General features: G+C 40.8%; 16 protein-coding genes. 10 read left to right on the top strand and 6 right to left on the bottom strand.

The window, feature by feature from the left end; all coding sequences use genetic code 11:
- Nucleotides 1-18 precede the first annotated feature (18 nt).
- Complete coding sequence (locus DMB45_RS05620; protein ID WP_059026714.1) at nt 19-1,131, top strand: efflux RND transporter periplasmic adaptor subunit; 1,113 nt, start codon at nt 19-21, stop codon at nt 1,129-1,131.
- A 44-nt stretch (nt 1,132-1,175) separates the two neighbouring features.
- A complete protein-coding gene (locus tag DMB45_RS05615; protein ID WP_041505488.1) occupies nt 1,176-4,331 on the top strand; it encodes an efflux RND transporter permease subunit in 3,156 nt (1,051 codons plus the stop codon).
- A 51-nt stretch (nt 4,332-4,382) separates the two neighbouring features.
- Here the strand turns inward: DMB45_RS05615 and DMB45_RS05610 are convergent, their stop codons facing one another.
- Nucleotides 4,383-6,545 (bottom strand): S46 family peptidase, encoded by a 2,163-nt coding sequence (locus DMB45_RS05610; protein ID WP_041505553.1) that lies wholly within the window; start codon nt 6,543-6,545, stop codon nt 4,383-4,385.
- A 274-nt stretch (nt 6,546-6,819) separates the two neighbouring features.
- On the opposite strand from DMB45_RS05610, the gene rlmN reads away from it, so the two are divergent.
- From rlmN to DMB45_RS05595, 3 genes are all read left to right on the top strand, one after another.
- A complete protein-coding gene (gene rlmN, locus DMB45_RS05605) occupies nt 6,820-7,857 on the top strand; it encodes a 23S rRNA (adenine(2503)-C(2))-methyltransferase RlmN (protein WP_181416494.1) in 1,038 nt (345 codons plus the stop codon).
- A 60-nt stretch (nt 7,858-7,917) separates the two neighbouring features.
- Complete coding sequence (locus DMB45_RS05600; RefSeq protein ID WP_052649435.1) at nt 7,918-8,484, top strand: lipocalin family protein; 567 nt, start codon at nt 7,918-7,920, stop codon at nt 8,482-8,484.
- Between the two features lie 85 nt (nt 8,485-8,569).
- Nucleotides 8,570-9,889 (top strand): DNA recombination protein RmuC, encoded by a 1,320-nt coding sequence (locus DMB45_RS05595; RefSeq protein ID WP_041505487.1) that lies wholly within the window; start codon nt 8,570-8,572, stop codon nt 9,887-9,889.
- A gap of 15 nt (nt 9,890-9,904) precedes the next feature.
- On the opposite strand, the gene DMB45_RS05590 is transcribed toward DMB45_RS05595, so the two are convergent.
- Nucleotides 9,905-10,207, bottom strand: a complete 303-nt coding sequence (locus tag DMB45_RS05590) for an RNA polymerase sigma factor (RefSeq protein ID WP_052634516.1) — start codon at nt 10,205-10,207, stop codon at nt 9,905-9,907.
- A 413-nt stretch (nt 10,208-10,620) separates the two neighbouring features.
- Here DMB45_RS05590 and DMB45_RS05580 point away from each other — a divergent pair, with 413 nt between their 5' ends.
- Together DMB45_RS05580 and DMB45_RS05575 are read left to right on the top strand one after the other, a co-directional pair.
- Entirely contained in the window at nt 10,621-11,523 is a 903-nt protein-coding gene (locus DMB45_RS05580) for a sugar phosphate nucleotidyltransferase (RefSeq protein WP_041503036.1), read from the top strand.
- A 30-nt stretch (nt 11,524-11,553) separates the two neighbouring features.
- Entirely contained in the window at nt 11,554-12,636 is a 1,083-nt protein-coding gene (locus tag DMB45_RS05575) for an aminoglycoside phosphotransferase family protein (protein ID WP_110688542.1), read from the top strand.
- Between the two features lie 46 nt (nt 12,637-12,682).
- Here the strand turns inward: DMB45_RS05575 and DMB45_RS05570 are convergent, their stop codons facing one another.
- The 3 genes from DMB45_RS05570 to DMB45_RS05560 form a co-directional block, all read right to left on the bottom strand.
- A complete protein-coding gene (locus DMB45_RS05570) occupies nt 12,683-13,147 on the bottom strand; it encodes a heavy-metal-associated domain-containing protein (protein WP_052649434.1) in 465 nt (154 codons plus the stop codon).
- Between the two features lie 76 nt (nt 13,148-13,223).
- Entirely contained in the window at nt 13,224-15,509 is a 2,286-nt protein-coding gene (locus DMB45_RS05565) for a TonB-dependent receptor (RefSeq protein ID WP_041505485.1), read from the bottom strand.
- Nucleotides 15,510-15,630: 121 nt separating this feature from the next.
- Nucleotides 15,631-16,047: a hypothetical protein gene (locus tag DMB45_RS05560; RefSeq protein ID WP_146216419.1), complete on the bottom strand. Its 417-nt coding sequence runs from the start codon at nt 16,045-16,047 to the stop codon at nt 15,631-15,633.
- Nucleotides 16,048-16,221: 174 nt separating this feature from the next.
- Between DMB45_RS05560 and DMB45_RS05555 the strand changes: the two genes are divergently transcribed.
- From DMB45_RS05555 to DMB45_RS05545, 3 genes are all read left to right on the top strand, one after another.
- Entirely contained in the window at nt 16,222-17,385 is a 1,164-nt protein-coding gene (locus DMB45_RS05555; protein ID WP_041505483.1) for a redoxin domain-containing protein, read from the top strand.
- A 13-nt stretch (nt 17,386-17,398) separates the two neighbouring features.
- Entirely contained in the window at nt 17,399-18,151 is a 753-nt protein-coding gene (locus DMB45_RS05550) for a UDP-2,3-diacylglucosamine diphosphatase (protein WP_041505482.1), read from the top strand.
- A 244-nt stretch (nt 18,152-18,395) separates the two neighbouring features.
- Complete coding sequence (locus DMB45_RS05545) at nt 18,396-19,931, top strand: YifB family Mg chelatase-like AAA ATPase (protein ID WP_041505481.1); 1,536 nt, start codon at nt 18,396-18,398, stop codon at nt 19,929-19,931.
- Between the two features lie 99 nt (nt 19,932-20,030).
- Here the strand turns inward: DMB45_RS05545 and DMB45_RS05540 are convergent, their stop codons facing one another.
- Nucleotides 20,031-20,702 carry an inorganic pyrophosphatase gene (locus tag DMB45_RS05540; RefSeq protein ID WP_041503043.1) on the bottom strand — a complete coding sequence of 224 codons (672 nt, stop codon included), beginning with the start codon at nt 20,700-20,702 and terminating at the stop codon, nt 20,031-20,033.
- Nucleotides 20,703-20,763: the final 61 nt, after the last annotated feature.

Below are 20,763 nucleotides of genomic sequence, written 5' to 3'. Positions count from 1 at the left end.
CCATAAAAACAACATACAATGAAACGACTGACTCATCTTCTTGGAATATCATTTATAACGATAAGCATCATCGCGGGAGGTTGCGGAAAACGCAAAACACAAGAGGCTCCACCCGCTCCCTCTATCGAAGTAAGTAATCCCACGCAACGGACAGTCGTATACACGTTTGAATACCCCGGCTATCTGGAGGCAGAACAAACGGTAGATTTAGTTGCCCGAGTTCCCGGTTTTTTAGAAGAGATCCATTTCAAACCGGGTCAACGCGTGCATGAAGGACAACTACTCTTCGTCATCGAACCCCAACCTTATAAAGATAAGGTACGCCAAGCAGAAGCCACCCTGGAGAGCACTAAATCTCAATTAGCTTATAGCAAAGCTTCCTACCTAAAGATGAAGGATGCCGTAAAAACAAATGCCGTCAGCGAAATTGATTATTTACAAGCAGAAGCCAATTACGGGGAAGCCATGGCCACTTACGAAGAAGCCCACAGTCAATTAGATTTAGCCCATATCAACCTGAACTACTGTTACATAAAAGCACCCTTCTCGGGCAGAATATCCCGGAATCTTATAGATCAAGCCAATCTCGTCGGCACGGAAACGACTACGTTAGCCACCATTTACAAGGACAGCAGGATGTTTCTCTATTTCAATATGGCCTACCAAGATTACGTAAAAATGTCGCAAACGGCCCCGAACCAAGCGCCAAAACAGATTACCATCCAAGATGTAAATACTCCTGAAAAAACATGGGTGGGAACATTAGACTATACCGCTCCCAATATAGATTTAACGACAGGAAGCCTTACCCTCAGAGCCACCATTCTAAATCCTAACGGAGAGCTTCTTAGCGGACAATACGTGAAAGTGATCATCCCATATAAAACGGTTACCAAAGCTATCCTTATTCCGGAAGGTTCTATCGGAACCAACCAAAGCGGAAGATTCGTTTATATTGTCAATCCCGACAATACGGTAGAATTCAGACACGTGGATGTGGGAGTACTCACTCCGGACGGAATGCGGGAAATCACACAGGGAGTCGAAATGGGAGAACGATATGTAGTGGAAGCTCTCGTAAACGTTCGTCCCGGAATGAAAGTAACCCCTGTACTCTCCGTACCCAAGTAACGGGCGCTGTCAATGATCCATTTTAATTTAAATCTTCAAATTCTATGATGTCAACATTTTTCATTAATAGACCCATCTTCGCCACCGTACTATCCATATTGATCGTCGTGGCCGGATTGGTTACCCTCCGCAGTCTACCCGTGGAACAATACCCCACTATTACTCCCCCGACCGTAGTTGTAGAGGCGAGTTATCCGGGAGCAAACGCGACAACCATTTCTCAAATGGTAGCCACCCCCATCGAACAACAAATCAACGGAGTCGAGGGAATGCTTTATATGTCATCTACTTCTTCAAGTGCGGGGGTTTATAAATTAACCATCACATTCGAAGTTGGAACGGATCTTGATATGGCAACCGTATTGGTACAAAACAGGGTAAATATGGCTCTTAGTACCTTACCTCAAGAAGTGACCCAAATCGGAGTCACGACGACAAAAGAATCGACAAACGTGGTTATGTTTCTTTCCATTACTTCCGACAATCCGAATTACAACGCACTTTATCTCTCCAATTACGCGGAACTGAATTTAGTAAACGAATTGGGACGCGTCAAAGGAGTCGGAAACGTAGGACTATTCGGAGCCGGGAATTACAGCATGCGTATTTGGTTAAGCCCCGATTTGCTCACGATTCGGGGAGTTTCGCCGGAAGAAGTTATTGCCGCTATTAAAAGTCAGAACATACAAGTAGCAGCAGGATCGGTCGGCTCCATGCCATTAAATCAAAAAGTAGCATTCAAATATACTCTTGAAACCCAAGGCTTATTACTGAACGAAGAGGAGTTCGGAAACATCATCATAAAAGCCTTACCCGGAGGAAAATATTTACGAATAAAAGATGTAGCGACCATCGAATTAGGCAATGAAAGCTACAATGTAGAAGCCACTTTAAAGGGACAAAACGTAGCCGCTATAGCCATCTACCAACTCCCGGGGGCAAATGCTCTCGACGTAGCAGAACGGGTAAAAGCCCAGATGGAAAAACTGGGTTCCTATTTTCCGGAAGGTGTTCATTACAATATCACCTTAGATACGACCGAATTTATTAAAGCATCTATTAAAGAGATATACAAAACCTTAGGTTCTGCATTTATACTGGTACTTATTGTCATTCTGCTATTCCTGCAAAACTGGAGGGCCATGTTAATACCTCTTATTACTATCCCGGTATCTCTGATCGGTACTTTTACTTTCATGGGGCTATTAGGCTTTTCTATTAATACCCTAACCCTCTTCGGTCTTGTTTTAGCTATCGGCTTAGTCGTAGATGATGCCATCGTAATCGTAGAAAACAGTTACCGATTGATTGAAACCGGGAAATACGACAACATGAAAGAGGCCGTGAAACAGGCTATGAAAGAAGTATCCGGAGCCATCGTCGGTATCGTTTTGGTTCTGTTGGCCGTATTCATCCCGACGGCATTCATTGGAGGAATTACGGGATCGCTCTATAAACAATTTGCCTTGACGATTGCCGTAGCCACGGTAATCAGCGGATTCAACGCTTTAACTTTAAGTCCGGCTCTGTGTGCTCTTTTTCTTAAACCCAAACAACCGTCCAAGTTCTTTTTATTTAAAGGTTTCAACCGTTTCTTCGAAAAAACCACGAACGGCTATTTATGGGTAGTAAAAGGCTTTATGCGAAAATCCGTATTGACTTTTATCGTTTTTATCCTCCTCTCCGTCATCGCTTTTGTTCAATTCTCGAGAGAACCCCAGACCTTTATTCCCAATGAGGATCAAGGGTACTTTATCATCTCCATGCAATTGATGGACGGAGCCTCCTACTTCCAAACGGCTAAAGCAGTTGAGAAAGCCAGCAAAATATTAGATGAACTGGATGGAGTAGAGACCTATATTACCATCAACGGTTTTTCCATCATGGACAATGCCGAAAGTTCCAATGCCGCATCTATTTTCGTGATGCTAAAAAATTGGGACGAACGCAAAAATAAAAGCCTTAGTGTCGGATCTATCGTTAATCGTTTCAACGAAATGGCCTATTTACAAATTAAGGAAGCCGAGGCTTACGCCGTTTCTCCTCCACCCATTCCCGGATTGGGTGAAAGCAGCGGTTTCCAAGTCATGATAGAAGATATCAACAGTTACGGTCCCCAAATGTTACAACAAGCGACAGACGCTTTGGTACAGGCAGGGAACGCCCATCCCGGATTATCTTCCCTGCGTTCCACGTTCAGCGCCAACGTACCCCAATATTTTCTAAATATAGACCGGGATAAGGCCGAACTCATGCAAATCCCCATCGGAAACATATTCAACGCCTTATCCAGTTACTTAGGCTCCGTTTACGTGAACAATTTCGTTAAATACGGACGTACTTACCAGGTCAAACTGGAAGGGGCTCCCGACAGTCGTCGATTAATCCACGATGTTCTTTATTTAAACGTACAAAATGCCGAGGGTAATATGGTTCCCCTTTCGGCATTTACAACCGTAAAACAACAACTCGGAGCCGAATTACTACCCAAATACAATACTTACGTGGCAGCCATGATTTCCGGAGAAGCCGCCCCCGGTTACAGTTCCGGCCAAGCCCTAAACATCATGGCACAACTTATGCAGGAAAAATTAGGTACTTCATTCGGCCATGAATGGACAGCCTTGGCGTATCAGGAAGAGAATGCCGGATCTACCACCTCTCTTATTTTCGCCTTAGCCATTATCGTTGTTTTTCTGATTTTGGCCGCTCAATACGAGAGCTGGACCACCCCGTTCGCGGTAATCATGGGACTCCCCATTGCTCTTTTAGGCGTCGTGATCGGCGTTATGATCATGAATTTGCCTATCAGTGTATATACGCAAATCGGCATTATCCTGCTAATCGCACTAACGGCTAAAAATGCCATACTGATTGTCGAGTTTGCCCGGGATTACCATAACGAGGGAAAATCAATCTACGAAGCTGCATTGGAAGGAGGAAGAGTTCGTCTACGTCCGATATTAATGACCTCCTTCGCTTTCATTCTCGGTACTTTCCCCTTGGTTATCTCCACCGGAGCAGGTGCGGCCAGCCGTATATCCCTCGGCATCGCCGTCTTCGCCGGAATGTTGATGAGCTCGTTAGTAGGTACGCTGTTTATGCCTAACTTTTATTACATGATGCAATCCCTACAAGAACGCTTGGGTCGAAAAAAGCATAACCTTCCGGAAAAACAAAAGTGCTGTATGCCCAAATAAAAAGAGTCGGCAGTAACCTGCCGGCTCTTTACCCATATAAAAACTTCTCTATTAATATACGATTGTCATCTCGTCGATCAAATTTTTAGCTTTAGCCATTTTATCGATAATAAATAGAACATAACGGGTATCCACATTGATACAACGTTGCAGATTCTCTTCAAAATCGATATCTCCGGACATCGCTTCGGAGTTTCCGTCAAACGCGGCTCCGATTAATTCTCCGTTAGCATTGATTACCGGAGAACCGGAATTTCCTCCGGTAATATCATTGTTGGTAATAAAACAAGCCACGACATTATCCGTTCCGTAAGGAGCGAAATTCTTAGCAGCATACAAATCCTTCAATTGTTGAGGAACTTCGAATTCACCGCCTTTAGGTCCCTCTTTTTCCATCACTCCCGTCAGAGTCGTGTAATAATCGTAAAATACGGCATCTCTCGGTTTGTAACTACCGACCTTACCATAAGACAAACGGATCGTGGAATTAGCATTCGGCGCCCATACCTTATCCGGATTCATCTTCATCAACCCGTTTACAAACAAACGATTGCCCTTGGCTATATTTTGATTCATCTCACTCGTCTTGGCACTCATACCGATATAAAACTCAAAGAAAGACTTCCCGGCTTTATATGCCAAATCTTTCTCCAATTTCTTCATGTCCGGTTTTTCCAAAAACGCCGTAAAGGACTCTTCACTCGCGTAAATCGATTTATCGAACATATCCTGAGCGAATTTTTCATAGTTGCCTTTATACTTTTTATTTATAAATTGAATAATCTCCGGATACATCTCTTCTCCCACCGACTCGCTGTAAATCTTAAATAAAGTAGATACTAAATTTTTATCTATCTCAGCATTAAAATCTTTGTAAAAATCCTTCGCGTATTTCTTCAAAACTTCCCTTATCTTCTCTTTTTTATCATCGGAAAGCGTATCTTTTTTAGATAACTTCTCGAGCAAATTACTCGTACGGAAAGCAAACATATGAAGTTCCGGTCCTCCCAATGCTTCTTGCAAATAGGCCATAGCTACAGAGTAATCAGCCATATCCTCGTAACCCTTCTTAATCAGGTTCAAAGCGTTTCCGTATTTAGCTTTACGTGCAGGATCCGCATTAACCCAAGCAGTAAATTCGTTTTCAATCTCAAGCTTATTGGCCATCGTGTTCAACTTCTTCAATGCTATATTCTGCTCATGGGAATACTTCCAATAATTAGCACAACTGGCATACTTAGAAGCATATTGAATACGGGTTTTCGGGGAAGCATCCATTCCTTCTTTCATAACCCGAAGTTTCTCCGTACGCACCTTGTAACGAATATCATTGGTAACATCCATGGTCTCTTTTAATCCGAACGAGGTTAAAAAACGATCCGTGGAACCGGGGAATCCCATAGTCATAGCGAAATCTCCATCCTGAATTCCTTTAGCAGAAACCGGGAAATGATGCTTGGGTTTTAGCGGAATATTCTTTTCCGAGAATGAAGCCGGCTCTCCGTCGGGACCGGTATATATACGGAACAAGGAGAAGTCCGCCGTATGGCGAGGCCACATCCAGTTATCAGTATCTCCCCCGAATTTACCCATACTTTGGGGAGGAGCTCCGACCAAACGAACATCCCTATAAATCTTATATACCAACAAAAAGAATTGATTGCCTTCAAACATATCCTGTACCTGAGCACTTAAATTCGTACCCTTGGTTACTTTCTCCACGATCAATTTAGATATGCTATCGATCGCCACGGCTCTCTCCGATTCCGTCATATCATCGTTCAACACGGCATTTACCTGATCCGTCACGTCTTCCATCCGTTGAAGAATGGAAGCGGTTATTCCCGGATTCGCCAATTCTTCTTCCAAACTATATGCCCAGAAACCATTGGAGAGATAATCATGTTCTATTGTAGAATGAGATTGAATCGCACCAAAACCACAATGATGATTTGTCATCACCAACCCCTTCGGAGAAATAATCTCGCCGGAACAGAAATGACTAAAAGGACGACCTTCCCGTCCTAATCCCACTACTGCATCTTTTAAACACGCTTGATTTATTGAATAGATATCTTCAGCCGATAGTTTACAACCCATGGCTTGCATCGTGTCGATATTCTTGTTCAACAAGGATAACAACCACATGCCTTCATCCGCCCGAGCTATAGACGCTGAAAGCAAAGCAAAAACAACAATAAAAATTTTTCTCATCTGCTTCATTTAAACATTCATTTTATATAATCCAATTTTAAATTTACACGTACACGAATCCCGATTAATCACACTTTCAGGCAAACGTCGGCAAATATACAATAAAATCAATTAGAGCCAGCATATTCACTTTTATTTAACTTGTTATTAAAAACGAACGGACAGAAACGACACCCGTCAAAAGCAGATTTTTTTATCCGGAAACCAGAAAAATAAAACGTGATTTCAAAAGAAATCGTTTTCTTTCTATCTTTGCCTTCGTAGAAAAGAGATTATGGTAGAAAAACGAAATATCAGGAAATGTACCGGGAAAGAGATCTCCGATTTCCTTGAACAGCAGGGAGAAAAAGCGTTTCGCACGAAACAAATCTGGCAATGGCTTTGGCAACGAGGTGTAACCCGATTCGAGGACATGACCAATTTATCCAAAAATACACGGGAGCTATTGGATAAATATTTTGTTATCAAAACCATAGCCTTAACCCACATCCAAAAAAGCAACGACGGAACGACCAAATTAGGTTTCACGTTGGATGATGGGCAATTGATAGAGTCCGTACTTATTCCCTCACGGGATAAAGCCACAGCCTGTGTTTCGTCTCAGGCAGGATGCAAATTAAAATGCAGTTTTTGTGCCACGGGCGGATTAGGTTTCACCCGAGACTTACAACCCGAAGAAATTTTCGATCAGGTAGTAGCCGTAAAGAAAATGGCTGAAGAACGGGGATTGATTTTCTCCAACATTGTCTTTATGGGCATGGGAGAACCTCTCCTGAACTACGATAATGTAATGGAAGCCATCCAAAAAATAACCTCCGAAGAGGGATTAGCCATGTCTCCCTACCGGATCACCCTTTCGACATCCGGCATTCCGGAAGGAATAAAAAGATTAGCGGATGATCAGGTCCGTTTTAACTTAGCCATATCTTTACATTCCGCCATTAACTCGACCAGAAATCAAATTATGCCGATCAATAAAGCATATCCTCTTCCGCAATTGGCCGAAGCCATTAAATATTTCGTGGAAAAAACCGGGACTCGTCCGACATTTGAGTACCTTCTTTTGAAAGGGATTAACGACAGTTTGGAAGCTGCAAAAGCACTCGCCTCATTTTGCCGGCAATTCCCGGTTAAAATCAATATCATAGAGTACAATCAAGTCGAAGGAGCAAAATACCAACACAGCCCGGCAGAGAATAGAGATTCTTTTATTCGCTTTCTTGAAAGCAAAAATATCGTTGTCAATCTACGACATAGCAAAGGAAAAGACATTGATGCCGCCTGCGGTCAATTAGCGAATAAAAACCAATAACATTTTTCCCATGACACTCGTAGAAATTAGATCAAACATCTAATTATCAACACTTATGTCATGAAGTTATTTTTATTTTTGATGCTGCTCACGGGAATCAGCATCTCAGGAGGAATCGGGCAAACCGAAGGGAAAGTCGACAACACGGCAATAGACAGTCTGGACATGGATAGATACGCCGGACTATGGTATGAAATCGCCCGCTTCGATCACCCGTTCGAGCGAGGTTTGGTAGGGGTCACAACAGAATACATCATCAAATCTAACGGAAACATTGAGGTCATCGGTTGCGGATTCCAGGACAGCCTGAACGGAGAAAAACGGGAAATAGTAGGGAAAGTACATATTCCGGATAAAGACAAACCGGGAATTTTAAAAGTTACTTTTTTTCTGATCTTCAGCGTGGATTATTATATTCTGGAAGTAGAAGACGATTATAGTGCTGCCCTGATTGGAAGTTCCGAAATCGATCATCTTTGGATCGTAAGTAGGTCACCCAAAATTTCGAAGAAAAAACTAAACGATTTATTAAAACGAGCTAAAAAAAGAGGCTACGATACCCAAGCTCTTATATTCATCCCCCATAAACTTAAAGGAATTGAGCAAGAGGTAGCTGACAGGCAATAATTTCGCTTATTATCTCAAAATAACTACCGAAAATTTTTACCCTCCTTTTTTATTTCCTTATTTTTGACAAATAATTATCAGAAATATGGAAATTCTTATTTTAATCCTTTCTATCATCATACTGGTTATCAACATCATTCTCATTTTCCGTTTTAGAGATAAAGGGACACAAAAGCAGATAGAACAACTTCAACAACATCTTTCCAGATTAGAAAAAAACATGCTGGACGAGATCCGATATTCGAGAGAGTGTGAAACTGCCCGATCCGGTCAAAACAGAGAAGAACTATCCCGAAATCTCTCCGATTTTCGAACAGAGCATCGAGATGTTCTAAAAAACCTCTCAGATCAAAACACTCAAGTAATCCACTCGTTTCAAAAAAACTTTTCCGAACATATGGAATTTTTCCAACACCTGCTAAAAGAAAAAATGGAGGAACTAACCATTCGTCAACAAAATCTGGTACAGTCCACAGAGAAAAAACTCGAGGATATGCGGCAGACGGTAGAAGAAAAATTACAAAAAACATTGCATGAAAGATTAGGTCAATCTTTCGAATTAGTCAGCAGACAATTGGAACACGTGCAAAAAGGATTAGGAGAAATGCAGACATTAGCTCATGACGTAGGCGGATTAAAACGCGTATTGAGCAATGTGAAAATGAGAGGCTCTATCGGAGAAATCCAATTGGAAATGCTCTTGGAACAACTCTTGGCACCTGAACAATACACGGCCAATGTAAAAACCAAAAGAAACTCGGACGCCATCGTCGAATTTGCCATACGACTTCCGGGTAAGGAGGATTCCCGGGAGAATGTTTTTTTGCCCGTCGATGCCAAATTCCCCAAAGATGCTTACGAGCAATTGTTAGATGCTTATGAATCGGCAGATCCGCAACGAATCGATGTTGCATCCAAAAATATAGAACAAACCATCAGAAACATGGCTAAAGATATTCATGACAAGTACCTTGATCCCCCGCATACAACGGACTTTGGAATTATGTTTCTACCCTTCGAAAGTATATATAGCGAAGTCGTTCGCCGGGCCTCCCTGTTGGAACAACTCCAACGCAACTACCAGGTAATTGTCACGGGCCCCACCACTTTCGCCGCTATCCTAAACAGCCTCCAAATGGGATTCCGGACGTTAGCGATCCAAAAAAGAAGCAGTGAGGTATGGAGAATCCTCGGAAACGTAAAAAACGAATTTGACAAATTCGGAGGCATGCTTGAAAAAGCGCAAAAAAGTATTCAGACAGCCAACAATCAATTAGAAGAAGTTATAGGAAAACGTACCCGGGCCATCCAACGACAACTCCGCTCCGTCGAAGTTTTTCCTTCCGACGAATCCCAAATACAATTGACGATTGACAATCCTGATTATCAGGAAAATGAACAATAAAGCAATTTGAAAGACTTACCTTTCCGAACTCGAATTAAATCGAAAGCTATTTTGCTGCATACACCAAAGAAAAAAGATCAATCGCTCCTCATGAGAAAGTTCTTCCCGCAATATCTGATAAGCTTTACTAACCTGCACTTTTATCGTATTTACAGACAAATTGTATTTCTCTGCAATAGCTGCATAAGAATTTCCTTCAACACATATCTCGATAAAAATTTCTCTGCATCTTTCAGGTAAAGTTGCAATTGCTTGTTCCAGTTTAAAACGTAAATCCGCCCGTTCCATCTCAAATTGAATATCAGTAGAACCAATCATATTTTCAGACAATCCCGTGTATCGCTACTTGGTTCGTAATACATTTAATGACATGCGATAAATTGAAGTATGACAATAAAAACGAAAAGAAAACCTTTGACAGAAATAATGAATCAACGGCCATAATTTCCCCCAAAAATCTTGAACGTTATCTTCTGACTCCACTTTACCTCCCACCACGCTATAAGCAAATACATACAACTCTTTTGAATATGCATTGAAAACACATTCACCATGAGAATGATTATCCCTTTTAAGTTTTTCGATATTAATATCCCAAAACATGTACACCTCTGATTTATGTGCGGCAAGATAGGATATTTTCAATATAAAACAAAATTGATGTTTCATTATTCAATTGTAAAGTTTTTATTAGTTTTGTATGAATAGAAGTTTGGTTTATATATAAAAATATGGAAACAAGAAAAAATAAAACAACTTTGCTTATTATGGCAGCCGGAATGGGATCGAGATTCGGAAGTTTAAAACAATTGGCATTACTCGGACCTCATCAAAAAACATTACTTCACTACTCCATTTACGATGCTCTTCATTCTGGATTCGATAAAGTCGTTTTTATCATCCGAAAGAGTTTCGAAAAAGAATTCAGGGAAGCAGTAGGGAAATATGCCGAAAACCACGCGGAGACCTATTACTGTTTTCAGGAAATGGATCGTTTACCGGGCAATCTACCTCCCGTCGAACGAGAAAAACCGTGGGGAACGGCTCATGCCATATGGTCCGCCAAAGAGGCGATTCAGGAACCTTTTATCGCTATTAATGCCGATGATTTTTACGGTCGGGATGCATTTCAAAAAATGCACGAATTCATCGCTTATAATCCGGATGACACCTGTTTCAGTCTTGCTGGATACCGCTTGGATTCCACCTTGTCTGAAAACGGTTCCGTTTCAAGAGGAATTTGTACTTTCGACCGAGACCTTTTCATGACAAGTATTACAGAATGTACGAAAATCATCAAGGACAATGACGGCATCAAAGACATCGCAACCGGAAGAGTACTACGAGGCGATGATATCGTTTCCATGAATTTCTGGGGATTCACGCCTATGTTATTTGAAGAGATCGAAAAACAATTCATCGAATTTTACCGCCAAAACAAGACAAACCCAAAGGCTGAAATTTATATTCCCAGTGTCGTGGATACACTTCTCAACCGGAAAGAAATAAAAGTGAAGATTTTAAAAACAAACGCCAAATGGTTTGGAGTGACTTACAAAGAAGATACCGACTTCGTCAATCAGGCATTAAACCGTTTTGAAACGGAAGGCGTATACACGGATATAAACAAATAAATAAAATCAAAAACGGGAGCTTAATATATAATGGACAGAATCAAACGGATATACGAAGCCTTTAAGAGTAGCGGACAATTCATTTCCGCTACTCCATACGGTTCGGGACATATCAACGATACGTATCTGGTGAAAGTAGATGAAGAGGCTGAATACATTCTCCAACGCATCAACGGGAATATTTTCACGGATATACCGAAATTGGTCCGAAACAAAGAGCTGGTTTGCGGACATATTCGCAACCGCTTGATCAAACACAAGATTAACGATATTACCAGAAAATACATCACCTATTTTTACACGAATAAGGGAAAACCGTATTACAAAGATTACGACGGTAATTATTGGACGCTCACATTATTTATCAAAGGATCAAGGAACTACGAAGTAGTCACCTCGGCTCCCATGGCTTACGAATTCGGAATAGGGTTGGGGGAATTTGAAAATCGCATATCCGATTTCGACGCTTCGCTTCTGATCGAGACCATCCCCGATTTTCATCATGTCGTCCATAGGCAACATGAATTACAAGACGCCCTTTTAAAAGCAGAAGACGAAAAAATAGAAAAGAGCCGAGAGTTGGTAACCTACCTCTCCTCTTTAGACCCGGAAATGACTGATTTTCAATCCATGAAGGACGAACACTATTTTCCTTCACGAGTTACTCACAACGACACTAAAGTCAATAACCTTTTATTCGACGGAAACAATCATCCTTTATGCATGATCGATTTGGACACCGTCATGCCGGGCATTGTACATTACGATTTCGGAGATGCTGCAAGATCTTGTTGTAATACAGCCGGCGAAGAAACGACAAACCTGAACCAGGTTTATTTCAATATAGAGTATTTCAAAGCTTTTTGTACCGGATTCATGGAAAAAACCAAGCACCTGTTAACCCGTAAAGAAAAAGAAACACTCGGTTTTTCTTGCAAATTAATGACTTATTTACAGGCTATCCGCTTTCTAACAGACTATCTTCAAGGAGATCTCTACTATCCCGTAACTTACACGGATCAAAATCTCCAACGAACAAGAGTTCAGGTAAAACTACTGAAAGACATTACCAAACAAGCGGATCGAATCTCTCGATTTATTTTAGAGAATTGAAATCTGGAAGAAGAGCGAAAGAATTTCTCCGCCCTTCTTCCTGTTTTCATTTTTTATCCTTATCGCAATCTTCTTTTGTACAGACGACGGAACATGCTTTATCTCCTTTGCATTCCGATGTCTCACATTTCCGGTCGCACGAATCATTACAGTCCCCCGTACAATTTTTGTCGCAGTTATTCGGTTTACAAACCTTACACCGCAATAATTTCCCGTCCTTAGAATACATTCCCAAAACTTTTACATCGCATTTCGCGAGAGCCGCACACAATCCCTTTACGGAATTCTTATCCATTCTAAAGGTCAATAAAACAGTAGAATCTTTCAGATTGACTTTAAGATCTTTTACTCCTTTCTCGAAAGGAATGTTCTTTTCAACTTTTGCCTTACATTTAGGACAATGAATATCCGTTTTAAAAATTACAGTCGTATCTTTTTTAGTCTGGGCATCAACCGTCAAACCGACGGTTATAAACGATACCAACGCACAAATTATTTGTATAATTCTCATAATCAAATTGTTTATTAATTATTTAATAGGAGTACTTCAAATATATGTATTCTATTTTAAATTTAAAAATCATTATCTATGATTCCCGATCTAAGGCAAAGCGTATTCCGATATAAAATTTTCTCCCGTGAACCGGTCCCCAAATTTTCGAGGAGTCAAAATATTTTCCCCATGGATCGTCTGAAGCTATCACCGGATGTTTCTGTTTAAAATCCCCCATATTCTCACATCCCCCGTATACACTCCATCGACGGAAAAACTTGGTCACCTGCGCATTCATCAACTGAAAAGCCTTAAAATTACTTCCCGTCTGATAAGTTTCAGGGATTCCTGTCTGACGAGGCATCCTTCCTCCCCCGTTAAATTGAGTCGTAAAGTCAAATTGCCATTTTCTCATATTAGTGTGATACGATAAATTCAACAGTCCTTTGTAACGGCTGGCCAAAGGCAACATTTCTGTTTTTCTTCCATGAAGCGTTGTTTTAACATCGTTATAACGATAAGCGGCTAAAAGATCCAGACGGGGAATTACCTCGTATTGCATTTCGATTTGATAACTATTGGAATAAGACTTACCCTCCAAATTATAAAAATTCACCCGGTCAAAAGCCGTCTCGTTATCAACAACCACCTGATCCGTAAACTTCGTATGATAACAATCAGCTGAAATCGACAGAATTCGATTAAACAAATAGAATTTACGGTTCAGATTTACACCAATATTCCAAGCATCTTCCATCTTTAAATGCTTTAATTCACCCGGATTTTCCGCCAACAATTTTCCATTAACATAGATACCTGCCGAAGACGCTAATAAATAGCTATTCTCCGCTAAAATATTAGACATGCGTAATCCTCTTCCGGCAGTAAGTTTCAAATTGGTCATCTCGTCCGGCCTGAACATAAGATGAAGCCGGGGAGTTACAAAATTCCCGTATAAATTATGATGGTCATATCTCAAACCCGCCATAAAAGTAATTTTTTTATCAAAAAACATTCCGGTATATTGAAAAAAAGCACCCACGGCCTTTTCCTGACGCTCAAAATTAACCGGATTCGTAACCGTAGCAATATCATCCGTAAAGTAACGGTCTTGAAAATACTCATCATAATCATCGTAATTGAAACTAATTCCCGTCGCGTACTGTTGATCCGGATTGGAACCGAATATAGACTGAAAGATATAGTTCAGGTAAAGATTTCTCTGACGGGCATCGTATCTTTTTAATCCGTAATACGAATCCTGATCATGATCCGTATAATTTATCATAAGGGCCATACTCGTATAGTCGTACCGCGGCATAAGATAACCCCATTTTAAGAAACCCTCGTAACGTCTTGTGTCTATTCCGATTCGATACGAAGCACCCGAATTCACACCGACCGAATGATGCTTGCTCTCTCCACCTTTCCGCTCCTCATCCAAAAACTTTCCTCCGAATTGAAAAAACCACTTATCGTCTTTATATGCCCAACGATTCATGACATTGTATTGGGTCTTCTCCGGCATATCCGAAAAACCATCCTTATTTCCATCATGAACTTTATCCAACCAATCTCCATGTATCAAAAACATCGTACTCCAACGATCATTAAATTTGACTCCGAAATTAGAGTTAAATTCAAACATCCCGTCATCACTATAATAAGCATTCAAATACAGCTTTTCACTATTCTGCGGTTTTTTATAATCGACACTAATTTGTCCGACAATCGATTCATACCCGTTTACCACCGATCCCGTTCCTTTTGAAATGGAGATTGCCTCCATCCAAGGCCCTGGAATATAACCTAATCCGTACAAAGAAGAAAGTCCCCGAAAATTAGGGAAATTTTCTGTCATCAACTGGATGTATTTTCCCGTCAATCCTAATAATTGAATTTGTTTAGCTCCGGTCACCGCATCGGCATATGAAACATCGACAGAAGCATTCGTCTCAAAACTCTCGCCTAAATTACAACAGGCAGCTTTTAAAAGTTCCGTACCGGTAATGACCTGTTCAATCACGGGACGATTCGTACTCATGACGGTAGATCTTTTTCTGGAAACAACACTCACTTCATCCAATTGACGCCCCTCGATCAATACGAATTCCACAAACTTATCCGTAGATTTTACTTCTACCGTATCCGATTGAAATCCTATAAAACTGGCAACTAATTTTCCACTATCATCCCATTTAATTTTAAACTCACCCTTTTCGTCAGCCACCACACCTTTCGATGTACCCAACCAGTATACATTAGCCCCTGCTATCGGTTGTAAACCATCGGCCGCCTCTTCCATAACCCGGCCCTTAATTATTTCAGCCCGAACCATAAAAGTTCCGAGCATCAATAATACAATCATTATATATTTCATCTATTATTTCTAACTTGCATTTTCCAATAAATACGCCTATCCGGAAGGCCTATCACTCCATTACGAATACACTAAAGATCAAAGATAAATCTCGTTTATCCTCTTAAGAAAAAAACGTAAATCAACAGCGGAAAATACATAACAACTCCGGAGGCCGGAAGTCGCCAATGAAAGAAAGATCCGTATCGAAAGAAAAGGAAGCAAGACTCGTTATTGGAGGAACAAAATATACCTCGTCTTTCCGATCCAGAATATCAAAACATAAAAATACCACAGTTGAAACAGCCCAGTCTCCAGGCAACTTATAAAAGTCATGTTCGGCTCTCTCTTGCTTGCAAGCACTCTTCTGAAGTTTTTTGCACGAAGAACAACAATCGTTTCCACATAAAGAGACCTCTTCACCCGGAAACATCCGTACCTCCACATGGGCCATCCGACAACCGAGGCATTGTACCTTAATTACATTTATCCCGACAGTTGCAAGGAGAAATGCTAATAAAAGCAATAATGCCGGCACGTTCATTCTATCCTTTCTCATCGGAACAAAAATAATTCTTTTTCCTAAAAAACAGAACAATAAAAAGAAGGGTTAAAAAATTATTAGCTCTTTTTTCTATCATATCCACCTATTTATATTTAAATAACGGAAAAAAGTATTACTTTCGAACGCCAAACATGTACGAACGGATTATTTATATCATTCCAGTCAACTATGAAAAATTTATTACTTTCAGGATTATTCATTCTCCTTGCTATCTCTTGCGGGAAAAAATCCAACGTGGAAATAACAGGTGCTATTAAAGAGGCTACTGCCGGAACAAAAGTGTATTTAGAACAAATTGACGTAGCCGGAAAAAAGATCATAGATTCAGCCAAATTGAATAAACAAGGACATTTTAATTTCAAGCTTAACATTACTTATCCCTCATTTTATTCCTTGAAATTTCCAAACAAGGAACAGGTGACTATTATTGCCAGCCCGGATGAGAAAATCGAAATCAGCGGAACCTTAAAAGACATTCAAAACAATTATTGGGTTGAGGGTTCAGAAAATTCGTTGTGGATCAAATTATTGAATTTCCAACTTCAACGAACCGTGACGTTGACGGATTCATTACAAAAAGCGTATCGAACCCTTCCCGAGGACAAGAGTTACGATAGTCAACGGGAAGAATACTCTAAAGCATGGAGCGAAGCCCTAACCAAACAAGTCAATTTCACGCGTGATTTCATCATCAAACACGCTACCTCGTTGGCCGCCTATTATGCCCTCTATCAAAAGATAAACAATAACCTGTTCATATTAGACGAGATCAACGACTTACATTATTTCAAGGTTGTTGCCTCTTCTTTAAGTGCCCTTTACCCGGAATCACAGTATACCAAGGCTATTATGAACCACTTGAAACAAATAGGGCAGGCCATACGCAATCAACAATTAGCGGAAGCGATCAACAATTCGGAAAAATCCTTACCTGATATAAAATTACCCGATGCCAAAGGAGACTCGCTGTCTTTACTTCCCATTAAAAGTAAATTTGTCGTTCTCGAGTTCGGGGTACTAACCGCACAACAGAGCCAGACTTATATCAACGATCTCAAAAAGGTATATCAGAAATTTAAAAACAGAGGAGTAGAAATTTATCAGGTCTGTTTAGACAAAAATAAATTTCTATGGGAAGACCTTGTAAAGAAAAACAATATCACCTGGAAATGCGTACGCGATGAATACGCGTTACAAAGTCGGGTTGCCGCAACATGGAACGTCAAAACAATACCGGCCAATTATATTATCGATCAAAATATGGAAATCGTCGGAAAAAATCTATGGGGAAGCCGATTGGAGGACCGACTGAATGATCTGTTGAAAAAATAAACAAATATTCACCATGCAGCGCAAAAAAGTGTATTTCCTTTCCGATGCTCATCTGGGAGCTAAACTCTTAGACAACAACAGGGAGAGAGAGAGAAAGCTTGTTTCATTCCTGGAAAAGATCAGGCCGGAATGTGCTGAACTTTACCTGCTTGGTGATATGTTTGATTTCTGGTTTGAATACAAACGCTCCGTCCCTAAAGGACATGTCCGTTTTCTCGCAGAATTGGCCCGCTATACGGATAACGGCATAAAAGTACATTTCTTTACCGGTAATCATGATATATGGGCCTTCGATTACCTAAACAAAGAGTGCGGCGTAATTTTACATACCGCCATTGAAGAGACGCGAATCAACGGTAAAAGTTTCATGATCGGTCATGGAGACGGATTAAATCCTAAAGATAAAGGTTATCTTTTCCTTAAAAGAGCTTTCCATAACCGTTTTTTACAAAAATGCTTCCGGCTTATCCATCCAGACTGGGGAATTAAATTGGCTCATGCCTGGTCTTCTCATTCCCGTTTGAAAGACAATGGCAAAATAGAAGCTCTGGAATACTTGGGAGAAGACAAAGAAGAGATCGTCCTCTATTGTAAACAAATTTTACAACAACGGCATTTCGATTACTTCATTTTCGGACATCGCCATATTCCCATCGATCTCCCGTTGTGTGAAAGCAGCCGCTACATCAATACGGGAGATTGGATTTCACATTTTAGTTACGCCGTCTTCGACGGAGAAAAAGTAGAACTAAAATTTTGCAATTGACAATTAAATAGTTAGGTGATTAGAATGATTGACAATCGTAGATGCAATATTGTAAATTAGAAAATTCAGCGTCCCATTACAATCTACAATTTAAAACTTGCAATGAATGTGTGATCCGGAATCAATCGTAAATCAAAAATCGATTTACAATCCTTTCCCTCCATTTTTTCAGTATATTGCATTGTTTTCGTGTAAAAAAGTCTTAACTTACAACATCATATCCCTACTATAAAACTATTTGACCATGTTAGTAAAGACTTTCGGAGGTGCCGTCTATGGAATAAACGCCATCACCATCACAATAGAGGTAAATATTCTTTGGGGAGCCAAATTCATAATCGTGGGATTACCCGATAATGCCGTTAAGGAGAGTCAGCAACGTATTGATTCTGCCTTAAGGGAAATCGGGCTTAAAATTCCGGGCAAAAGAGTCATCATTAACCTTGCCCCGGCAGATGTGAAAAAAGAAGGATCATTGTACGATCTCCCGTTAGCTTTAGGAATCTTAGCTGCAAACGAACAAATCCCACATGAAGAATTAAAAAACTATGTTATCATGGGAGAACTTTCCCTCGACGGGAGCCTACAACCCGTGAAAGGCGTGCTTCCCATTGCAATCAATGCGAAACAAGAAAATTTTAAAGGGATCATTGTCCCCATTCAAAACGCCAATGAAGCTGCCGTAATAAAAGGACTTGAAGTATACGGATTTCACCATTTGAAAGAAGTAATTACATTCCTTAAAAAAGAAAAAGATTACCAGCCGTTTTCTTATCAATTCGCAGAAGAGAACAATTACACCGACAACGAAATGCTGGATTTCAAAGATGTAAAAGGACAGGAAAATGTAAAAAGAGCATTGGAAATCGCCGCTGCCGGAGGCCATAATCTGATCATGATCGGTTCTCCCGGATCAGGTAAAACGATGTTAGCCCGTAGATTACCGTCCATTCTCCCGCCCATGACCGTCGAAGAGTCACTCGAGACGACCAAAATACACTCCGTCGCCGGAAAGATACAACACGAAACCTCACTTATTACCTACCGGCCTTTCAGATCGCCCCATCACACCATATCCGATGTCGCTTTGGTAGGAGGCGGAAGCTGGCCGCAACCGGGAGAAATATCACTTGCTCATAACGGAGTCCTTTTTTTAGACGAATTACCGGAATTCAAGCGATCCGTATTAGAGGTCTTGCGTCAACCGCTTGAAGATCGTACGATATCTATCAGTCGGGCAAAATTCAGCGTAGAATATCCCGCAAACATCATGTTGATCGCCTCCATGAACCCCTGTCCTTGCGGTTTCTACAACCATCCGGCAAAGAGCTGTACCTGCCCTTCCGGAAGCGTACAGAAATACCTTGCCAAGATATCCGGTCCTTTACTCGACCGCATCGATATGCATATAGAAGTGATTCCCGTCGAATTGGAAAAAATGGCTATCCGGACAGAAAGTGAGTCCAGCATCCTGATCCGAAAACGAGTCATTGAAGCCAGAAGGATTCAGAACTTTCGCTTCAAAAAATATCCCGGAGTATACTGTAACGCTCAAATGACATCTCCTCTATTGAAAAAATACTGCTCTCTAAATGAAAAATGCATAGCTTTATTAAAAACCGCCATGCAAAGATTCGGACTTTCCGCCCGAGCTTATGACCGTATTATCAAATTATCCCGTACGATTGCCGATCTGGAGCATCAAAACCTCATCTTCCCCCGACACATCGCCGAAGCCATCCAGTACAGAAGCCTCGACCGCGAAGGGTGGGGAAACTAAAAGCATTACATTGCAAATTGCAGATTAGGAAATGTTTTTTTAATCACAGAATCCTCCAATCACTTAATCCTTTAATTTACAATTATCAATCCACAATTCCTACACTCTACTCAGGATATCTTCCAGACCTTGGAAATGGTTTTTGTAGTCTTCAACACTACGGCGAATCACTTCATAGGCTTCTTCCTTCCCATATACATCAATAATCTCCGTATGCCTCTCTTCACCCGGAAGATCCTTATACGTCAAAAAATAATGCCTCAACCGATCGACTACAATATGTGGCAAATCCGCGATATCATTATACACACTATAAGTGGCATCATGTTTCAACACGGCTATAATCTTATCATCGGCCTCGTTTCCGTCCAACATACGAAATCCTCCTAAAGGACGAACATCGGCAATAATATCTCCATGCGAGATCGTTTTCTCTGTCAACACGCAAATATCCAACGGATCCGAGTCTCCATGAATCCCGGTCCGCTGCGACTGCATCATACAATATTCCGCCACCAATCCGCCACAGTAAGTCTGAGGTAGAAAACCGTATAAAGCCGGAACGACATTAGAGTATTTTTGAGGGCGATCTATCTTTATATAACCGCTTACTTTATCCAATTCGTATTTCACCGTATCCGTAGGAACCATCTCGATAAAAGCCGTTACGACCGCGGGAGATTCCTCACCGATATCCAAACCATGCCAAGGATGTGATTTATACCTCAAGCCCATCAATCGGGCAATCGGATCATTAATTTTGTTTCCCATAACTTTTATAATTGCATTTTTACAAGCTAAGACTCGTCGCCTTTGCCTTTATTGTTTGTGT

The sequence above is a fragment of the Sanguibacteroides justesenii genome, assembly GCF_003204205.1.
GTDB lineage: Bacteria > Bacteroidota > Bacteroidia > Bacteroidales > Marinifilaceae > Gabonibacter > Gabonibacter massiliensis.
This window is presented reverse-complemented; position numbering and strand designations above follow the sequence as displayed.

Coding starts and splice junctions, on each gene's coding strand:
- DMB45_RS05620 (WP_059026714.1), top strand. CDS start 19: ATGAAACGACTGACTCATCTTCTTGGAATATCATTTATAACGATAAGC.
- DMB45_RS05615 (WP_041505488.1), top strand. CDS start 1,176: ATGATGTCAACATTTTTCATTAATAGACCCATCTTCGCCACCGTACTA.
- DMB45_RS05610 (WP_041505553.1), bottom strand. CDS start 6,545: ATGAGAAAAATTTTTATTGTTGTTTTTGCTTTGCTTTCAGCGTCTATA.
- rlmN (WP_181416494.1), top strand. CDS start 6,820: ATGGTAGAAAAACGAAATATCAGGAAATGTACCGGGAAAGAGATCTCC.
- DMB45_RS05600 (WP_052649435.1), top strand. CDS start 7,918: ATGAAGTTATTTTTATTTTTGATGCTGCTCACGGGAATCAGCATCTCA.
- DMB45_RS05595 (WP_041505487.1), top strand. CDS start 8,570: ATGGAAATTCTTATTTTAATCCTTTCTATCATCATACTGGTTATCAAC.
- DMB45_RS05590 (WP_052634516.1), bottom strand. CDS start 10,207: ATGATTGGTTCTACTGATATTCAATTTGAGATGGAACGGGCGGATTTA.
- DMB45_RS05580 (WP_041503036.1), top strand. CDS start 10,621: ATGGAAACAAGAAAAAATAAAACAACTTTGCTTATTATGGCAGCCGGA.
- DMB45_RS05575 (WP_110688542.1), top strand. CDS start 11,554: ATGGACAGAATCAAACGGATATACGAAGCCTTTAAGAGTAGCGGACAA.
- DMB45_RS05570 (WP_052649434.1), bottom strand. CDS start 13,147: ATGAGAATTATACAAATAATTTGTGCGTTGGTATCGTTTATAACCGTC.
- DMB45_RS05565 (WP_041505485.1), bottom strand. CDS start 15,509: ATGAAATATATAATGATTGTATTATTGATGCTCGGAACTTTTATGGTT.
- DMB45_RS05560 (WP_146216419.1), bottom strand. CDS start 16,047: ATGAGAAAGGATAGAATGAACGTGCCGGCATTATTGCTTTTATTAGCA.
- DMB45_RS05555 (WP_041505483.1), top strand. CDS start 16,222: ATGAAAAATTTATTACTTTCAGGATTATTCATTCTCCTTGCTATCTCT.
- DMB45_RS05550 (WP_041505482.1), top strand. CDS start 17,399: ATGCAGCGCAAAAAAGTGTATTTCCTTTCCGATGCTCATCTGGGAGCT.
- DMB45_RS05545 (WP_041505481.1), top strand. CDS start 18,396: ATGTTAGTAAAGACTTTCGGAGGTGCCGTCTATGGAATAAACGCCATC.
- DMB45_RS05540 (WP_041503043.1), bottom strand. CDS start 20,702: ATGGGAAACAAAATTAATGATCCGATTGCCCGATTGATGGGCTTGAGG.